We start from the raw sequence: 18722 nt of genomic DNA, 5'->3' as shown, positions 1-18722 counted from the left end.
ACGAGCCGGCCGCGCGCTTCTGCGACGTGCGCGCGCGACGTGGGCCGCGACGTGTCCGCGCGTCAGCCCGCGCCGCCCTTGCTCGGCCCCGCCCCGTCGCTCTCCCCCTGCGCCGGCTCGTCTCCGCGCGACGCGACCTTTTTCTTCAGCCTCCGGAAGTTCGAGCGATCCATCCCCGCCTGCCGCGCCGCCTCGCTGAGGTTGTTGCCCGTGCGCTCCAGCAGGCGCCCGACGTAGATCTGATCGAACGCGTCGACGGCGCGCTCCTTGGCCTCCGCGTAGGCGAGATCGCAGAGCTCGGCCGGCAAGACGAGCGCGTCCCTCGGAGGGCGAAGCGGCGGCCCGGAGCGCCCGGACACCGAGGGCGGCAGATCCGCGGGCAAGATCGCCTCGCCGCGCGCGGAGATCACGGCGTGCTCGATGGCGCTCTCGAGCTCGCGCGCGTTGCCCGGCCACGCGTGCTCGCGGAGCAGGCGCGCCGCCTCGGGGCCGATCCGCTTGACGTCGCGCCCGTGCCTGCGCGCGCACCGGTTCAGGAAGTGGCTCGCGAGCAGCGCGACGTCCTCCTTGCGCCGCCGGAGCGGCGGCAGCTCGACGACGATGACGCCGAGCCGGTACGCGAGATCCTCCCGGAGCCGGCCGGCGGAGGCGAGCTCGCGGAGGCCTTCGCACGCCGACGCGATCACGCGCACGTCGACGCGGCGCGGCTCGCCCCCCGCCCTCGCGATCTCGCCGTGCGTGAGGACCCGGAGCAGCCTGGCCTGGGCCGCGGGCGGCAGCGCCGAGACCTCGTCGAGGAAGAGCGTGCCATTGTCCGCCGCCTCGATCAGGCCCCCGCGGGCGCGCCCGTCCGGCGAGGCGTCGCCGCCCTCGCCGAAGAGCTCGTCCTCGGCCCGCGACCCCGGCAGCGCGCTGCAGTCGACGGCGACGAACGGCCGCGCGGCGCGCGGGCCGCGCCGGTGGACGGCGCGCGCGACGAGCTCCTTGCCCGTCCCGCGCTCGCCGATCAGCAGCAGGGGCGCGCCGACGGCCGCCACGCCGAGGGCCTTCCTGTAGGCGTCCTGCATCGCGGCCGAGCTCGTGATCACCTCGCCGAGCTGCTCGTGCTCGTCGACCCGCTCCTCGAGGGCCCGCGCGCGGCCCTCGAGCCGCCGGCGCTCGATCGCGCGCTCGATCGCGATCGAGACCGCGGCCTCCGCGTCGACGGGCTTCGTCACGAACCCGTACGCGCCGGCGCGCACGGCCGCGATCGCGGCGTCGAGGTCGGCGTGGCCGGCCATCACCACGACCTCGACGTCGGGGTACGTGGCCCTGATCCGATCCAGCACCTCGGCGCCGCTCATGCGCGGCATGGCGAGGTCGAGCAGCACCGCCTCGACGCGGGTCGTCGCGAGCAGCCCGAGCGCCGCGGGGCCGTCCTCCGCGGTGAGGACGTCGAAGTCGCGCACGAGCGCGCGCGCCAGGCCGCGGCGCAGGGCCGGCTCGTCGTCGACGAGGAGGATACGGGCGCGATCTGCGGCGTTCACGAGGCGGAGCGGCGAGGCGGGACTACAGCGGCTTGCGTGAGGCGAAGGGCGGGAGGTCGGTGCCCCGGCGCGTCTGCGGCTCCCTCGGCTCGTCCGTGGGCGCATGCCCCGCGTGCGTCGCGGCGAAGGCGGGATCGCTGGAGCGGCGGAGCTTCCCCGGCGGCGGCGAGGACTGCGGCTCGCCGCTCGCCGCCGGCGTGTAGATCTGGCCGTGTTGCTGGAAGACGCAGATCCGGTTGCCGCCCTCGCGCTTCGCCTGGTTGAGCGCGCTCTCGGCGGCGCGGATCAGCCCGTCCTTGGAGCGGACGTCGCGCGAGGGGTAGAGCGCGACGCCGATCGAGACGCTGCACGGCCTCGCCTCTCCGCCGAACTCGACCGGGTTGCCGGCGGCCTCGCGCCAGATCCGCTCGGCCACCGTCAGCGACCCGGCGAAGTGGGTGCTCGGCAGGACGATGAGGAACTCCTCGCCGCCGTAGCGCGCGACCACGTCCACCTCCCGGACGGAGCGGCGGATCCCATCGGCCACGCGCCGGATCACGGCGTCGCCGAGCGTGCGCCCCCCGGTCTCGTTCATCACCTTCAGCCGATCGATGTCGACGAGCACGCAGGCGAACGGCTCGTGGTAGCGCTCCGCGCGCTTGAACTCCTCGTTGAGCCGCGTGAAGAGGTAACGGTAGTTGTAGAGCCCCGTCATCTCGTCGTGGATGGAGAGCTGCTCCAGGTAGGCGCGCTGCGCCGCGACCTGGTCGTGCAGCCGCTTGATCCGGAGCATCGCGCCGACCCGCGCGAGGAGCTCCTCCTCCTCGAACGGCTTGCAGACGTAGTCGTCGGCGCCGATCTTGAGCCCCTCGACCCGGTTCGCCGTGTCGCTCTTCACGGTGACCAGCACGACGGGGAGGAACGACTCGGAGGTCATGCTCTTGAGCAGCCTGCACGCCTCGAGGCCGGTGAGCCGGGGCATCACGATGTCGAGGAGCACGAGATCGACCCCTCCCCGCCCGATCAGCTCGATCGCCTCCTGACCGTCGTCGACCGCCTCGACCTGGAAGCCGGCCTTCTGGAGGATGCTCGCCAGCATCTGGCGCGCGAGGCGGTCGTCGTCCGCGACGACGATCCTGGCCGGTCGACCGCTCGGGAGCTCGATCGGCGCGGAGAGCGGAGCGCTTCGGAGGTCGTCGCTGTTCGGCACCGGCACATCCTCCCTTCAGCCGGGGCCGGGCGCAACGAGATCGCGCTGCGGCGGACGCCGCCTCGCCGAAGGTCGCGCGCGGTCGCGCGCAATCACGAAGGCAATCGCGGGAGTTGCCCGGGCAAGTCGCCCCTGCGTCGCCGATCTCGCGCGGGCTGCCGTCGCGCTGGTTTCGCGGTAAGGACCCGGCATGACTCAGGCGCGGTTCTGGAAGCTCGCGGCGCTCGCGCTGGCCTTCACGCTCGGCGTGATCCTGTGGGGCGCGTTCGTGCGCGCGACCGGCTCGGGGGCCGGCTGCGGCAGCCACTGGCCGACGTGCAACGGCGACGTCATCCCGCGCTCTCCGAGCGCGGCGACCTTCATCGAGTTCACGCACCGCGCCACCTCGGGCGTCGCGTTCCTGCTCGTCGCGCTGCAGCTCGTCTGGGCCCTCGTCGCGTATCCGTCGGGCCACCCCGTGCGCGGCGGCGCGGCCGCGTCGATGCTGTTCATGATCACCGAGGCGGCGGTCGGCGCCGGGATCGTCCTGCTCGAGTACGTCGCCCACGACGCGTCGGCGGCCCGCGCGATCTGGATGGCCGTGCACCTCATCAACACGTTCCTGCTGGTGGGCGCCATGACCTGCACCCTCTACTGGGCGCGCGGGGGCCGGCGCGTGCGCTTGCGCGGCCAGGGGGTGACGGGCGCGCTGCTCGGCGCCGGGCTCGCGGGGGTCCTGGCGGTGGGCGTGACCGGGGCCATCGCCGCGCTCGGGGACACGCTCTTCGCCGCGGCGTCGCTCCGCGAGGGCCTGGCGCAGGATTTCTCGCCCACGGCGCACTTCCTGCTGCAGCTGCGCGTGCTGCACCCGACCGTGGCGGCGGCCGTGAGCGTCTATCTCCTCTTCGCCCGCGGCGCCGTCGCTGCCCGGCGCCCCTCGCCCGAGATCGCGCGGCTCTCGGCGGCGACCGGAGCGCTCGTGCTGGTGCAGATCGGCGCGGGGGTCCTCAACCTCTTCTTGCTCGCGCCGGTGTGGATGCAGCTCGTCCACCTCCTGCTCGCCGATCTCCTGTGGATGGTCCTCGTCACGTTCGCCGCGGCGGCGATGAGCGAGTCGGCCTCGCCGGCGGACGCGAGCCCGCCCGGGGAGAAGGCCCGGCGGGAGGCGGTCGCCCTCTAGTTGCCCTGAAGCGGTGAGCTCGGCCGCGGCCCGGGCCCCCGCCGCGGCCAGCCGGAGCCCTAGAGATCCGAGCTCTCCTCGTCGCTCCCGGGGTCCTGCGAGATCGTGCGGCGCTCGGAGCGCTTGCGCGCTCCCTCGGCCGGCGCCGCGGAGCGCTGCTCGGGGACGGATGGGGGGAAGTCGACCTGGAGCACCATCCCTTGATCGGTCTCGAGCACGCGGTAGGTCGCGTCGGCCTGGGTGCGCAGGTCGATCACCATGTCGAGATCGTTGCCCTGGCCGACGAGCTGCACCTGGGTCACCGGGGTCGCGAAGAACGACGTCACGAGCGGGAAGCGGTTCGTCTGGATCGCCCCCGCGCCCTTCAGCCGGTAGACGAGGCGTCCGGCGGCCTTCGACTCGGCGACGTCGACCTTGCCGCCGTGGATCTGCACGAACACGCGCGAGCCCCCGGTCGGGAGCATGCGGAAGCCGGGAAAGGTGGCGACCGGTCGCCCGGCGAGGCTCGCCTGCGCGTCCTTCTTGGGCTTGCGCGCGCGCCCGGGGCGCTTCGGCGCGCCGGCGGTGCCGCCGCGCGGCTTGTTGACCGCCGGCTTCTGCGGAGCCGCGGCCTTCTCCGGCGCCGCGGGGGCCTTCGGGGCCGGCTGGGCGGTGGCGCCCTGCGCGAGGGCCAGCGACGAGGCGAGGCCGAGGGCCAGCGAGAGGCTCAGCGAGAGGTGCCTGGAAGGTCGCATCCTAGCAGTACAGCACGACCGCCTGGCCCGGCAAAGGCGGCAGCACGGTAAGCTCCGCGTGTGCCGGCCCGCGCTCCACGCTTCTCGCATGTCATCGGCGTCGACGACGCGCCGTTCGCCCGCGACCACCGCGGCGACGTGCAGGTCGTCGGGACCGTCTTTTCGGGGCTGCGCCTCGAGGGCGTCCTCTCCACCCGCGTGAGGCGCGACGGGCGGAACGCCACGCCCGCGATCGCCGCGATGATCCGCGGCTCCCGCTTCTACGCCCAGGCGCAGGTGGTCATGCTCCAGGGCATCGCGGTGGCGGGCTTCAACGTCGTCGATCTCGCGGCGCTGCACGAAGCCCTCGCCCTGCCGGTCGTGGTGGTGGCGCGGCGCCTCCCCGACCTCGACGCGATCCGCGACGCGCTGCTCTCGCGCGTCCGGGGGGGACGCCGCAAGTGGGCGCTCATCCAGCGCGCCGGCCCGATGGAGCCGGTCGCGGGCGTGCACGTGCAGCGCGCCGGCATCTCGCTGGACGACGCGAGCGCGCTCATCGCGCGGCTCTCCGTGAACGGCCACCTCCCCGAGCCCCTGCGCGCCGCGCACCTCATCGCCGGCGGGCTGACCACCGGCGAGAGCCGCGGGCGCGCGTGACGGGACGCTGACGGGCCGCGACGGCTCGCGCGCGTCAGAGCGCCTGCCGGCGCGGAGCGCCGGCGGTGCCCGCCTTCTTGGCCTTCTTCCCGCGGCCTGTCACCTTCGAGTAGATGACGTCGAGGTTGGCGTTGATGTCGAGATAGAACTGAGCGTCAGGGCTGTAGAAGAAGTTCCTCCGCTGGCCGCCCTCCCCGAGCTGCCTCGTTGTGTTGTTGTAGCCGAGCGTGAGGTCGACAACCTCGTAGACCGGGTAGCTCAGGTTGATGTCGAACGACGTGCTCGGATGGTAGGTCTCGCCGCGGGACTCGACCGGGGCGCAGCCGGTAGCGATCTTGGCGCACAGGTCCTCGAACCCGTGCTTCCACTGGGGGAGCAGCGCGAAGCTCGTCGCCATCGAGAGGTCCTTGTAGAGCGGCAGGTCGAAGTCGAGGCTCATGGTCAATCGGTCCATGACAAAGGAGGTCCCGCTCAGCTGCTCATCGGGGGCCACCTCGCCGCTCGGGTTCATCCGGGGCCGGTTGAGGTCGCCGTTCACCGGCGTGAATGAGCTCGAGAACAGGTGCGCATACGTCACACCGAGCCTCGCCGTCACAGCGTTGAGCCCGCTGGCCTTCGAGCCGAGCAGCTTGACCTTCTGCGTGATCTGCGGGCCGAGCGACAGGGTGAAGTACTTGCCGGAGTTCCAGCTCGCCGGCGAGGTCGGCAGGCTCACGCGCAGCCGCATGGCGGCGTCCGTCTTGTAATCGCCTTTGTTCGCGCCGCCGCTCTGCCAGAGCTCGCGCCTGTACTGGGCGCCGAGCGAGGTGTCCTTGAGCTGCGTCTCCCGTCGGTCCGCCGTGATGTCGCTGTTCGTGAGCTCGACCAGCCAGCCGATCTCGGCTGACAGGGACACCTTGTCCTTGGGGCGGTCGAGCAGGTAGTAGCTCGGCCTCAGCGTGAAGTCCCAGCCGTAGACCTGGATGTCGGGCGCGTACTCGCCGCCGACGCCGAAGAGGGTCGTGCTGCCGGCCTGGTTCCAGGTGAACGTCGTCCCCCGCCAGCGCAGGTTCGTCTCTTCGTCCTCCTCCTGCATCGAGTCCGCTGCGGTGGCCTGATTCCACTGCACCACCGGGGAGACCGCGCCTGAGTCCGGCCGCGAAGTCTCCGGGGGTGACGGCGCCTCCGCCGGAGGCTGCGCGGGGGGCGCTGGCTCCACGGGCGGAGCGGCAACCGGCGCAGCAGCAGGAGCGCCGGGAACCGCGGCAGGAGCGCCGGGCGCAGCGGCAGGAGCGCCGGGCGCTGCCGGCGCCGGGGCGGCCGGTTGCTCGGTCGGCTGGAGCGGCGTGGGATCGACCGGCGGAGCTGTCGGCTGGGCGGGCGGCGTCTGCGCGGACGCTACCGAGATGCTGCCCAGGACACCGGCAGCCACAAGCAACGATCGGAACGTCATCTCCACTCCCTCTCCTGGTCGCCTCGGACCCTCACGCTCCACCGCGCGCTTGGCCAAACGTCGGCCCCGCTCCGCGCGCCCCCGGCGGTCAGCGCGCCGGGACACCTGCTCGGTCCGCCCCTCTGCAGAAAACGTACCCTGCCGCAAAGACCACCCAAGCATTGGTAATCATTCAACAACCACGGCCGCCGCCGCGCGCCCGTTACGGGGCTGACGCGCACCCCCGTTGCGAATGTGACGATGCCTGAAGTAAGCCAGCGGGCGATGGAGCCGATGTCCTTCCCGGGCGACAGGGATTCGCCCCTCTCGCCGCGATCCCCAGGAAGCCCCCGCGGCGACGACGGCGGGGGCCACCGGCCCACCGAGATCAACGCCCTCCTGGGCCGCGGTACGCACTTCGAAGGCAAGCTCTTCTTCGAGGGCCGCGTGCGCATCGACGGCAGCTTCCGCGGCGAGATCCGCGGCGAGGACGTGCTCGTGATCGGCGAAGGGGCGCTCGTGATCGGGGAGATCCACGTCGTCACGTGCATCGTCACGGGCGGCGAGGTCCAGGCGAGCATCCGCGCCCGCGATGCCATCGAGCTCTACGCTCCATCCAAGGTGACCGGCGCCCTGCACGCGCCCGCCATCTTCATCGACCGCGGCGTGCAGTTCGACGGCTCCTGCAAGATGGCCCCGCTCGACGAGGAGCCAGGCGAGCGGCCCCTGCGGCCGCCCGCGGCGTCGTCCGAGCCCGACGCCGACGCTGCCGGACAGGCCGCGAGCGCCGCGCCCACGACGCCCACGATCGACGACAGCGGCGGCAGCGCGCAACGCACACGTGAGCGTTGAGCGCGCCGACGCCGACCGCTGAATTCCGACCTCGTCCGAAGAAAGCATGTTTTCTGTAGTGCGCAGGCGTGCGGCCGCGTGCTGACGGAGTTACATCTAGCGAGGGGCTGCGGTCTCGCCGCCCGAGGCGCATGTCCGCGACGTGGGGGGGAGCCCGCGCTGACGGACGTCGCTCGAACAGGAGAGTCCATGAAGAAACTGTGGTCCCTGTCCTTGATCGCCTTCTCGCTCGCCGTCCTCGCCCTCTCCCTCTCGCCGCGCGCGGCCCGCGCCGCCGACGCCGAGTCGGAGAAGCTCGCGTCGCTCGGGAAGGCGCTCCGGTACACGCTGAAGACCACCGGGCCCGTCGCCGCGATCGACACCGGGGGCGCGGCGATCCTCGTGAAAGCGCCCCTGTCGACGGTCCGGAAGATCGTCACCTCCTACGGCAACTACAAGACGTTCATCGGCCCCTTCGACCAGAGCCGCGTGCTCACGAAGCGCAAGGGAACGAGCGAGGTCTATCTCCAGGTGCCGATCCTGAACGGCGCCGCGCACATCTGGACGGTCGCCGACATGTCGCCGCCCACCAAGGACGGCGCCGACGAGGTGATCTCCGGCCGCCACAAGCGCGGCAACGTCGCCGACTTCCGCGCCCGCTGGCGGCTCCGCGCCGTCGACGAGCACCACACGATCCTGAAGCTCGAGATCTTCGTCGCCCCGAAGCTCCCTTTCCCGCCCTCGGTCGTGACGACACAGCTCGTCAAGGCGGCCGACAAGGCGGTGACCGCCGTGCGGAATCGCGCACAGTCCGAGGCGCCCCCCGCCGGGGCAACCACCGCCGCCGCCACCGACGTTCCGCCGGGCACCGCAGCGAGCACGTCCGCCGCCGCGTCCGCTGGCTCGGCTCCCGCCGCGCGAGGCGACGACCAGGGCAGCGGGACGGCAGCCCCCGCCGTGCTGCCGGCGAGCGTGGCCGATCTGCCGCCGGCCGACGACACAAGCGTCCGCCGCGACAAGGACGTGGCGCGCCGCTAGCTCTCCTGGCAACCGACCCAACCGACAGGGCGCCTCGCGACAGAGGGTCCAACCACCCCTCCTCCGTTTCCCTTCCGTCCGCCCTTCCCCGCTCGATTCTACCGGGGCGGCTCACGCGCCCGTCGTGACGCCCGGTCGCCTCCGGGCGCCTCCATTCACCGCTGAGCCTGTTGAAAACCCCGGAGCGCCCCGGGCGTGCTCCGGCGCGCGCTTGCTGGGTGCAATTCCGCAGATCTACGGAGGCTACGGCCCGGACCGTCCAGGGTTCCCAACAGGTTTTTCAACACGCATTCCGATTTCCCCACAAGAATTCCCACATTCCGCGAGACTTTTTCAACAAGGCGAGCCCCCGGCGGAGGTTGCGAGGGGACGGATGCATGAAGTAAAGGGTCTGCCGTGAGGTACCCCTTGCTGGACGTGCATTCAGATGCGCCGGCGCCCTCTCAGCCCCCTGCCGTGGCGGGCGCCTGCGCTTCCCGGGAGCGGCGCTCGGCCGTCTCGCGGTGGTGAGCAGAACATCGCTGCTCATTGTCCCGACCGAGCGGCACGTTGAACGCGAGCTCGCCTCTCTCGATCTGCGCGACGCGCGCACCGCGGATCAGGAAATCCGCTCACGGTGGAGCTTCGTTTCCGAGGCGCTCGCCCTGCTGGCGCCGGACGCCGCCATAGCGAGCCCTCACACAACCCGCCTCGCCACCCGGCTCGCTCTCGACGCCCTGCCGCCGGATCGGCTGCGGCAGCCGGCCGAGCCTGCCGCGCGCGTCGCGCTCGCGCACGCCCTCGACCGCGCCCTCGGGAGCTTCCGGCGCGCCGGGACCTCCCCGGCGGATCTGCGGGCGCTCGGGACCCCGTACGCGATCGCCATCGCCGAGGTCCTCGATCGGGCGGACGCCGCCCTGCGGGCAGCGCGCCTCGTCGACCCGCGCTGCGCGGGGTTCCTGCTCGCGCGGGCGCTCCGCTCGGCCGGCGCGCTCCCGCTCCCGCACAAGGTCACGATCCGCGGCGCCGTGGCCTGGGAGCCCGACGATCTCGCCTGGGTCGAGGCGCTCCACGCCGCGGTCCGCGCCCGCGGCGGCGCGGGCGTCACCGTCGAGCTGCCCGCGCTGCCGGACGACGGCGCGGCGCCGGTCGCCGACGCCCTGGAGCGGCGCTGGGCCTCGCTCGGGGACGCGCCCGAGATCGCGTGGGTGCCCGACGGCGGAGCGGAGCCGCTCGCCGCCATCGCGGCGAGGACCCCGGAGGGCGAGGCGCGCGCCGCCGCCGCCGAGGTCGCCGCCGCGCTCGGCCGCGGGATCCCGCCCGAGCGGATCGCCCTCGTCGTGCCGGCGCTCGACGACGCCGCGCTCGAGCCCCTCCGCGCCGCCCTCGCCGACGCGGGCGTCCGCTCGTCGGAGCCGCGCGGCCGCGCCGCCGCGAGCTGCCCCGACGGGCGCGTCGCGCTCGCCATCCTGCGCCTCGCCGTCGGGCCGGTGCGCCGCGAGCAGGCGATCGAGATCCTCCGCGCCCCCGGGGTCCACGCCGGCGCCTGGATGGATCGCACGTCTGCCTCCGAGGCGGAGCGGCGTTCGGCCGACCTCGCCCACCGGCTGCGCGACGTGCCGGTCGAGGTGGATCGCACGGGCCGGCTGCTCATCGACGGCCTCATCTCGGTCGTGGCGGCCCGCCGCGCGGACCGCCGCGCAGGGACGGCGCGGACGCCGCCGGCGACCGCGCAGGAGGAGCTGAGCGACGCGGAGCTCGCCCTGGGCCTTTCGGTGCTGGGCGGCGCGCACGGCGACGAGGACGGCGACGACGAGGCGTGGATGCCGCACGCGCTGGAGCGGCTGCTCGCCAGCGCCCGCTGGATCGGCGAGGCGACGACGCGGCCCGAGATCGTGCGGCGCTTCCTGTCGCTCCTCGACAAGCTGGGCTTCGGCGAGCCCGGGATCGAGGAGCTCCGCGCCGCGCTGCGCGGCGAGCGGCGGAGCGGCGGCGCGCTCGCGCTCGAGGCGGTGGGCGCGATGGGTCAAGGCGCGCGGGCCGCGCGCGCGATCCGCGAGCAGGCCGAGGCGCTCGCGCGGGCCGCGTACGACCTCGGCTGCGAGGAGCGCCCCGCCACCGCGGCCGAGATCTACGCGGAGCTCGAGCGGGCCGCGGCCGAGCAGGGCGCCGGGCCGCGCGGCGACGCCGGCCGCGCCGGCGCGGTGCGCATCGACGTCGCCGCGGGGTTCACGGCGCTCGAGCACGACGTGGTGGTGGTGACCGGGCTCGACGCGCGCGCCTACGGCGGCAGCCCGGGCGCGGACGAGACGCTGCTCGGCGAGGCGCTCCGCGGGAGGCTGCCGGCGCCGAGCCGCCCCGCGTCGGGGCGCGAGCGCCAGGCGGCCCAGCGCGCGGAGCTCGGCTGGACGCTCGCCGGCGCCCGCCGGGTCGCCCTCTGCTTCACGCGCGGGGACGACAGCGAGCCGAACGAGCCGCACCCGCTCTTCACCGCGGCCGGGAATGCCGGCGCGCCCCAGCGGACGGAGCCCGCCTCGCGCGTCGCCCCGGACGCGGCGCCCCTCGGCCCGCGCGACGCGGAGATCATCGCCCTCGCGGGCGGAGGGCGGCCGGCGGCGGACCTCGCGGAGCGGATCCGGATCGAGCGCGCCCGCGCGGACTTCTTCCTCGATCCGCGCGCGCCGATCGACCTCCACACGGGCCGCGTCCTCGTCGACCGCGACCCCGCGCTCGCCGCGCAGCTCAGGGCCGCGATCGGCGGGGCGCACCCCGGCAGGCCGATCGCCGTCACCCACATCGAGCGCGCCGTGGGCTGCGCCTTCGCCGCGTTCGCCCGCCGCGTCCTGCACGTGCGCCGCGCCGAGGATCTCGCCGAGTCGGCCGACGCGCGCGAGCGCGGCACGCTGATCCACCGCGCCCTGCAGGCCTCGTTCGAGGCGCTGCGCGAGCTCGGCCCGGAGCGCGATCCGGCCGAGCAGCTCGCGGCGGCGCGCGCCGCGGCCGAGGCGGCGCTCGGCGCCTCGGCGCCCATGGCCCCGCTCCGCCGCGAGGCCGTCGAGAAGGCGATCGCGGACGTGATGGAGGTCGTGGCCCGCACGCTCGACGGAGACGGGGAGGACGCGTCGCCGGAGCTCCGCTTCTTCCTGGCCGAGCGGCGCTTCGGCGCCGGAGAGCCGCCCCCGTGGCAGCCGCTCGAGCTCCCCCCGCTGTCCGACGAGGAGGACGGCCCGAGCCTGTGGGTCGACGGCCAGATCGACAGGCTCGATCGATCGACCGACCAGCGCGTCGTGCGGGTCGTCGACTACAAGACCGGCAAGCTCCCCGACGCCAAGGAGCGGCGGAGGGCGCTCCAGCTGCCGCTGTACAGCGCCATCGCGGCGCGCGCGCTCGGCGCGGAGGAGGTGCGGGCCGTCTACATCGGCGTGCGCCAGCGCGGGCTCATCGAGCTGTGGCCGCGCACGGCGGACGAGCAGCGCGCGCTCGCCGAGGGCTGGGCCGAGGCCGCGCGCACGGCGCGGGCCGCGGTCGTCGCGCTCTGGGAGGGCAAGGCCGCGCCGCGGCCGGCGCTCTCGACGATGTGCGCGCGGTGCGACGCGCGCGACGTGTGCCGCCGCCCCGCGGTCGTGCCGAGCGACGAGGCCGCGGAGGAGGTCGCGTGAGCTCCGCCCCGCGCGGCGCGGAGTTCGCCGAGGGCGACGCGCTCATCTACGCCTTCCGCCGCAACGTCGTGGTCGCCGCGAGCGCCGGCACCGGCAAGACCCACCGCCTCACGGCGCTCTACGTGCTGCTCACGCTCGGCCTCACCTCCCTCGGCCTGCCCGACGCCGCGTCCGCCGCGCCGCCCGTGCCGCCGGACCGCATCGTCGCGACGACGTTCTCGCGCGCCGCGGCGCGGGAGATCGCCCACCGCGTCGAGCGATCGCTCCGCGAGATCGCCCGCTGGAACGGCGAGGCGGACATCCCCTTCGCCGACATCCTCCGGGCGCGGCAGGCGGCCGTCGCCGGCCTCGCCGGCGCGTCGCTGCCCGCCGCCGAGCTGCGCAAGCGCGCGGAGGAGGCGCTCACCCGCCTCCCCGCCGCGCGCATCGACACGCTCCACGGCGTCGCCAAGCAGATCGTGGACCGGCACGCGATCGCGATGGGGCTCTCGCCATCGGCCCGGATCCTCGACGAGGAGGAGGCGCAGGCGCTCAGCGACCTCGCCGTCGACGAGGCGCTGAGCCGCGCGCTCGCCGACGGGGGCGAGCGCGCCGAGGCCGCGCGCGCGCTCATCGCCGCGACGGGCGGCGTCGAGGCCGCGCGGAGCGAGGTCACGCGGCTGCTCGACCGGCTCGACGAGGACGGCCTCGCGCCGCGCCGGCTCGCCGTGTCCGACCACGCCGCCGAGGCCGGCGCGCTCGCGCGGGAGCTCCGCCGCCTCGCCGCCGGGAGCGCCTCGCTCGGCAGCGCCGCCTTCCGCGCGCCGGCGGCGGCGCTCGTGGCGGCGCTCGGCCGCGAGGACGGCGGCGCGCCCTTCCCGGCGAGCGCGGCGAGCGCCCCGCTCATCGAGCTCCTCACGCAGCGCAAGCCGCACAAGAGCAAGTCCACGCCGGCCGACGAGGCGCTCATCGCCTTCCGCGAGGCGCTGCCGGGCGAGACCCACCGCGACAAGGCGCAGCAGCTGCTCGGCTTCCTCCGCGAGGCCCCGGCCCTGTCGCGCCGCGAGGCGCGGATCGTCGAGCTGCTGGAGGAGATCCGCGAGCGGCTCTCGGCGATCCGCCGCACCGAGGGCGGCCTCGGGTTCGGGGACCTCCTGCGCGCCGCCCGCGACGGCCTGCGGGACGATCCGGCGATCGGCGCGGCGGTCCGCGGCTCGGTCGACGTGCTGCTCGTCGACGAGTTCCAGGACACGAGCGCGGTGCAGCGCGATCTCGTGTACCTCCTGCGCGAGCGGGACGACGCCGCCCTCGCGCGCCCGGCCGGCGTGGCCCCGACGGCGGCCAGCCTGTCCGGTCATGGCCTGTTCCTCGTCGGCGATCGCAAGCAATCCATCTACGGGTTCCGTGGGGCCGACGTCTCCATCTTCTGCCGCGTCTGCGCGGAGCTCGCCGGCGCCGCCGCGGGCCGCGCGCTCGAGCTCGCGCCCGCGCTCTGGTCGCCGGATCCGAGCGCCGATTTCGTGGCGCTCCGCGAGAGCCGCCGGTCGACGCCCGAGCTGCTCGCGTTCATCAACGCCTTCTCCGCGCGCGATTTCGCCCAGGATCGCGGCGCGGGCGACGGCGACGCGGGCGCGCCCCACGCTTCGCCGCGCGAGTTCGAGATCGCCTACAGCGCGGCCGAGCACCTCGTCGCGGCGCCGGGCAGGGCCGCGGAGGGCCCGACGGACGTCGTGCTCGTCAGCGACGGCGGCGGCGCTCCCGACGGGGTCGACGCCCTCGTCCGGGACGCGCGCGGACAGCTGCGCGAGGCGCTGATCGCGGCCGCGTACATCGCGCGGCGCGTCCGCGGTGCGGGCGGCGACGGCGCCGCGGGCGGGGACGGCGCCGCGACCGGCGACCTGCGCTTCCGCGACGTCGCCGTGCTCACCCGCCGGAGGAGCACGATCCCGCTCGTCGAGCTGGCGCTCGCGCGCCTCGAGATCCCGTACGTGGTGGCCGGCCGCGCGCTCTTCGACGCGGCCGAGGTCCGCGATCTGGCCGCGATCCTCCGCCTCCTGCTCGATCCGCGCGATCGCCTGGCCCTGGCGACCGTCCTCCGCGGCCCGGTGGTGGCGCTCTCCGATACGTCGCTCGCGCTCCTCGCGCCTCCTGGCCGCGGCCTCGCGGTCCCGTTGCTGGGCCGCTGGCCCGCCGCCGCGCTGGCGCAGGGGGTCTGGTCGCCCTCGCCCGACGACGCCGAGCTCGACGACGGGCGCCCGCTCCCCGTCCTCGCGCGCCTGCCCGCGGGGGATCGCGAGCGGCTCGAGGCGTTCCGCGCCCGCTATGCCGGCCTGCGCCGCGCGGCGCTCCGCTCGACGCCGGGCGAGGCGATCCGCGCCGCGGTCACCGCCTTCGATCTCGACCGCGTCATCGCGGCGCTCCCTCGCGCCCAGGCCCGCCTCGGCAACGTCGACCGCCTCGTCTCCATCGCCCGCCGCCGGGGCGGCTCGCTCGCGAGCTTCGTCCGCTGGCTCGACCGCCGCATCCGCGACGAGGCGGACGAGCCCGAGGCCGCTGTCTTCTCGCCCGAGGACGACGCCGTGCGGCTCACGACGATCCACGCCAGCAAGGGGCTCGATTTCCCGGCCGTCGTGCTCCTGGATCTCAACGCGGAGCCCCGCGCGGCTCAGCCTGGCCTGAGCTACGTCCCCGCCGCGGGGGACCGGCCTGCCGCCCTGCTCGTGCGCCATTTCGCGCGGGTCATCGACGGGTGGTCGCGGACCGGCTCGCTCCACGACGCCGAGGCGTCGGCGCGCGGGCCGTTGTTGCCCGTCAGCACGCCCGCGCTCCAGGCGGCGCGCGCCGAGGTGCGGGCGCGGGAGCGCGCCGAGCGGCAGCGGCTCACGTACGTCGCGATCACGCGCGCCCGCCGCGAGCTCGTGCTCGTCGGCGCCGAGGCGAAGCCGCGGAGCGGCTCGGCGTGGCTCACGCTGAAGGCGGCGATCGACGCCGAGCCCCGGGCCACAGCGGCGGCCGACGGCGAGCCCCGCAGCGCCGCGGCGGACCTCGGCCTCGAGGCCTCCACGCCGCTCGCCGGCGCCATCCGCGCGACCCTCGACGCCAGCTCGTTGCTCGCCGGGGCGAAGGCGCCCGCGCCTGGCACCGACGCGTACGCGCGCGCCGCGCCGCCCCCCCGGGCGCCGCCGGCGACGGGGCCCGCGCGCGCGCAGACCGTGCTGGTCGCGGCCGCGTCCCTCGCGGCGTTCCAGGCGTGCCCGCGCCGCTTCCGGCTGCGCCACCTCCTCGGGATCGGCGAGCCTCCCGGCGAGGGCCAGCTCGGCCTGTTCGACGTCGAGGGCCCGCCCGAGCTCCCGGGCGAGGAGCGCGTCGAGCTGGAGGACGGCGCGGATCCTCGCCCCCCTGGCCGCGCCGTGCACCGGGTGCTCCAGCGCTGGCCGCGCGCGCGCTGGGGTGAGCCGACCGAGGCCGAGGAGGTCGTCGCCCGCCTCACCTTCGAAGGGTTCCCGCCGCACGGCCCGGACGTGCTGCGCACCGCGGAGCGCGTCGCGCGCTTCCTGGACGGCCCCTACGCGCGGCAGGTGCGCGCCGAGGAGGCGTCGCTCATCCGGGAGGAGGCGCTCGTGCTCGACGTCGAGCCCCAGCGCTCCGGACGGCGGCGTGGCGCGAGGCTCGCGCTCTCGCTCGCCGTCGATCTCGCCGTACTGCACCCGGGCGGCCTCATCGACGTCGTCGAGTACAAGCGCGCGCGCCCCCGGGCGGATCTCTCGCCGTACGAGCTCCGCCTGCGCGCGTATGCGCTCGCGCTCAGGAGGCGCCACCCCGACCGCCCCGTCCGCGCGGGCGTGCTCTTCATCGGCGCCGAGGTCGAGCCCGTGTGGCTCGCGGCCTCGGGCCCCATGGGGACCCTCACCGACGACGAGCACGCGCGGTTCGAGCGCGAGCTCGCCCGGCTCGCCGATCGCTTCGCCGAGGCGAGGGCCGAGGATCGCTTCGACGGCGTCCCGGTCGAGGCGTGCCGCAAGCTGCGCTGCGGCTTCGTGAGGGCCTGCCACGGCTAGCGTCGCCGCGGCCCCGGAACGCGCTCGAAATCGAACGAAGGCGGGAAGGCGCTCGTGGAGCGCCCGCCCGCTACACCCCCGCCTGCTCCTCGAGCTCCTCCTGCGACGCGCTCTGCGCCGGAGCGCGCCGCGGCGGCTCCAGCACGAGCGGCAGGATCTCCTCCATCGACGACACCATCGTGATCTTGATCTGATCCTTGACGTCCTGCGGCACGTCCTCGAGGTCGCGTCGGTTCTTCGTCGGGATGAGCACGTGCCGGATCCCGGCGCGGTGGGCCGCGAGCAGCTTCTCCTTGACGCCGCCGACCGGCATCACCCGCCCGCGCAGCGAGATCTCCCCCGTCATCGCGACGTCGCTGCGCACCGACGCCCCGAGCAGCAGCGACGCCACCGCGGCGAACATCGTCACGCCCGCGCTCGGCCCGTCCTTCGGCGTGCCGTGCTGCGGGATATGCACGTGCAGATCGATCTCCTTGAGCCACTCCGGATCGAGGTGCAGCCGATCGGCCTTGCTGCGCACGAAGCTCACCGCCGTGCTCGCCGACTCTTGCATCACGTTCCGCATGTTGCCGGTGAGCACCACGTTGCCCTTGCCCGGCATCTTCGTCGCCTCGATGAAGAGGATCTCGCCGCCCGCCGGCGTCCACGCGAGGCCGGTCGCGACCCCGGGCTGGAGCGTCCGCTCGGCGATCTCGGGGCGGTGCTTGTGCGGGCCGAGCACCTGCTCCACGTGCTCGGGCGTCGCCACCTCGCGCACGTCGTTGCCCTCGGCGACCTTCACCGCCGTCGCGCGGCACACCGCCGCGATCTGCCGCTCCAGGCCGCGCACGCCCGCCTCGCGCGTGTAGTGGTCGACGACCGCCTCGATGCCCGGCTCCGTGAACTCCAGGCGCTCGTCCGTGAGCCCGTGCGCCGACAGCTGCTTCGGCACCAGGAACTCCCGCGCGATCCCCAGCTTGTCCGTCCGCGTGTAGCCGGGCACCTCGATGACCTCCATGCGGTCGACGAGCGGCCCCGGGATCCCGTCCCAGTTGTTCGCGGTCGCGAGGAACATCACCTGCGACAGATCGAACGGCAGGTCGAGGTAGTGGTCCTGGAACGTCGAGTTTTGCTCCGGATCGAGCACCTCGAGGAGCGCCGCCGCCGGATCGCCCCGCAGGTCGACGCCCATCTTGTCGACCTCGTCGAGCACGAGCACCGGGTTCCTGGTCCCCGCCTTCTTCAGCGCCTGCAGGATGCGCCCGGGCAGCGCGCCCACGTAGGTGCGCCGGTGCCCGCGGATCTCGGCCTCGTCGCGCACGCCGCCGAGCGCGATCCGCTCGTAGCGGCGCCCCATGCTGCGCGCGATCGACTTGCCGAGCGACGTCTTGCCGACGCCGGGCGGCCCGATGAAGAGCAGGATCGGCCCCTTCTTGTCCGTGCGAAGCTGCCGGATCGCCGAGTACTCGACGATCCGCTTCTTCACCTTCTCCAGCCCGAGGTGATCCTCGTCGAGGCAGCGCCGCACGCTCTCGACGCTCAGCTTGTCCACCGTCGTCTTGGACCACGGCAGATCCGCGATCCACTCGAGGTACGTCTTGGTCACGTTGAACTCGGCCGACTGCTGCGCCATCGAGCGCAGCCGGCTGAGCTGCTTGCGGACCACCTTGTCGACCTCCGCCGGCACCTTGGCGCGCCGGATGCGCTCGCGGAGCTCCTCGATCTCGTCGTCGTCGCCGCCCTCGCCGAGCTCCTCCTTGATCGACTTCATCTGCTGCCGGAGGATGTACTCGCGCTGCGACTTGCCCATCTCCTCCTGCACCATGGAGGAGATCTCCTTCTTGACCCGCAGCACCTCGAGCTGGCGGCCGACCATCGCGAGCACGAGGCGGACGCGCGCCTTCACGTCGAACGCCTCGAGGATCTCCTGCTTGTCGCCGACCGAGGCCTGCGCCTGCGGGAAGTTCGAGGCGATCAGATCGGCGAGCGCGCCCGGCTCACGCACGTTGTCGAGGATGCCCGCCGTGTCGCGCGGCAGGTTCGGCATCAGGCCGAGCACCTCGCGCGTCGCCTCGCGCAGCCCCGCGCCGAGCGCCTCGAGCTCCACGTCGCGCACGAGCGACTCCGGGATGCGCTCGATCCGCGCGCGCATGTACGGCTCCAGCGAGAACGCCGACTTCACCCGGAAGCGGCCGAGCCCGTTCAGCACGACCGAGTAGTTGTTCGGGCCGAGCCGGATGACCTTCACCACGCGCGCGACGGTCCCGACGGAGTAGAGCTCCTTGAACGTCGGCTCGTCCACGTCGGGCGACCTCTGGCTGATCACGCCGACCAGCGCGCGCTCGCGGCCGAGGAGATCCTCGACGAGGCGCACGCTCCGCGGCCGGCCGACGTTGATCGGCACGACCGACATCGGGAACAGCACCGAGTTGCGCAGCGGGAGGATCGGGACGCTATCCGCGTCGGGCGAGGGGGGCGTTCGCGAAGAAGGATCGCCGGTCGGCATGCAGACAACCCTAGTACAGCGCTCTTCTCGAAGCCATG

11 protein-coding genes are annotated in these 18722 nt (G+C 74.4%); 6 read left to right on the top strand and 5 right to left on the bottom strand.

The window, feature by feature from the left end; translation table 11 throughout:
* Window positions 1-62 precede the first annotated feature (62 nt).
* Window positions 63-1526, bottom strand: coding sequence for a sigma-54-dependent transcriptional regulator (locus tag WME97_RS15645; protein WP_437552711.1), 1464 nt, complete (start codon window positions 1524-1526; stop codon window positions 63-65).
* Window positions 1527-1548: 22 nt separating this feature from the next.
* Window positions 1549-2715: a diguanylate cyclase gene (locus WME97_RS15640; RefSeq protein ID WP_437552710.1), complete on the bottom strand. Its 1167-nt coding sequence runs from the start codon at window positions 2713-2715 to the stop codon at window positions 1549-1551.
* 190 nt (window positions 2716-2905) lie between these two features.
* On the opposite strand from WME97_RS15640, the gene WME97_RS15635 reads away from it, so the two are divergent.
* The gene (locus WME97_RS15635; protein ID WP_437552709.1) at window positions 2906-3874 is read left to right on the top strand and encodes a COX15/CtaA family protein; all 969 of its coding nucleotides are present in this window, start codon (window positions 2906-2908) and stop codon (window positions 3872-3874) included.
* A gap of 59 nt (window positions 3875-3933) precedes the next feature.
* Here the strand turns inward: WME97_RS15635 and WME97_RS15630 are convergent, their stop codons facing one another.
* The gene (locus WME97_RS15630; RefSeq protein ID WP_437552708.1) at window positions 3934-4608 is read right to left on the bottom strand and encodes a hypothetical protein; all 675 of its coding nucleotides are present in this window, start codon (window positions 4606-4608) and stop codon (window positions 3934-3936) included.
* A 60-nt stretch (window positions 4609-4668) separates the two neighbouring features.
* On the opposite strand from WME97_RS15630, the gene WME97_RS15625 reads away from it, so the two are divergent.
* Complete coding sequence (locus WME97_RS15625; protein WP_437552707.1) at window positions 4669-5244, top strand: DUF99 family protein; 576 nt, start codon at window positions 4669-4671, stop codon at window positions 5242-5244.
* A gap of 34 nt (window positions 5245-5278) precedes the next feature.
* Here the strand turns inward: WME97_RS15625 and WME97_RS15620 are convergent, their stop codons facing one another.
* Window positions 5279-6676, bottom strand: coding sequence for a hypothetical protein (locus WME97_RS15620; protein ID WP_437552706.1), 1398 nt, complete (start codon window positions 6674-6676; stop codon window positions 5279-5281).
* A 240-nt stretch (window positions 6677-6916) separates the two neighbouring features.
* Between WME97_RS15620 and WME97_RS15615 the strand changes: the two genes are divergently transcribed.
* The 4 genes from WME97_RS15615 to WME97_RS15600 all read left to right on the top strand — a co-directional run bounded on the left by WME97_RS15615 (window position 6917) and on the right by WME97_RS15600 (window position 16199).
* Window positions 6917-7507, top strand: a complete 591-nt coding sequence (locus WME97_RS15615; RefSeq protein ID WP_437552705.1) for a bactofilin family protein — start codon at window positions 6917-6919, stop codon at window positions 7505-7507.
* A 189-nt stretch (window positions 7508-7696) separates the two neighbouring features.
* Window positions 7697-8524, top strand: coding sequence for an SRPBCC family protein (locus tag WME97_RS15610; protein WP_437552704.1), 828 nt, complete (start codon window positions 7697-7699; stop codon window positions 8522-8524).
* A gap of 506 nt (window positions 8525-9030) precedes the next feature.
* The gene (locus tag WME97_RS15605) at window positions 9031-12162 is read left to right on the top strand and encodes a PD-(D/E)XK nuclease family protein (protein ID WP_437552703.1); all 3132 of its coding nucleotides are present in this window, start codon (window positions 9031-9033) and stop codon (window positions 12160-12162) included.
* A complete protein-coding gene (locus WME97_RS15600) occupies window positions 12159-16199 on the top strand; it encodes a UvrD-helicase domain-containing protein (protein ID WP_437552702.1) in 4041 nt (1346 codons plus the stop codon). The genes WME97_RS15605 and WME97_RS15600 overlap by 4 nt, the downstream gene beginning before the upstream one ends.
* Before the next feature lie 70 nt (window positions 16200-16269).
* On the opposite strand, the gene lon is transcribed toward WME97_RS15600, so the two are convergent.
* Window positions 16270-18684 (bottom strand): endopeptidase La, encoded by a 2415-nt coding sequence (gene lon / locus WME97_RS15595; RefSeq protein ID WP_437552701.1) that lies wholly within the window; start codon window positions 18682-18684, stop codon window positions 16270-16272.
* Window positions 18685-18722: the final 38 nt, after the last annotated feature.

The sequence above is a fragment of the Sorangium sp. So ce367 genome (assembly GCF_051520455.1).
Classification (GTDB): domain Bacteria; phylum Myxococcota_A; class Polyangia; order Polyangiales; family Polyangiaceae; genus Sorangium; species Sorangium cellulosum_B.
This window is presented reverse-complemented; position numbering and strand designations above follow the sequence as displayed.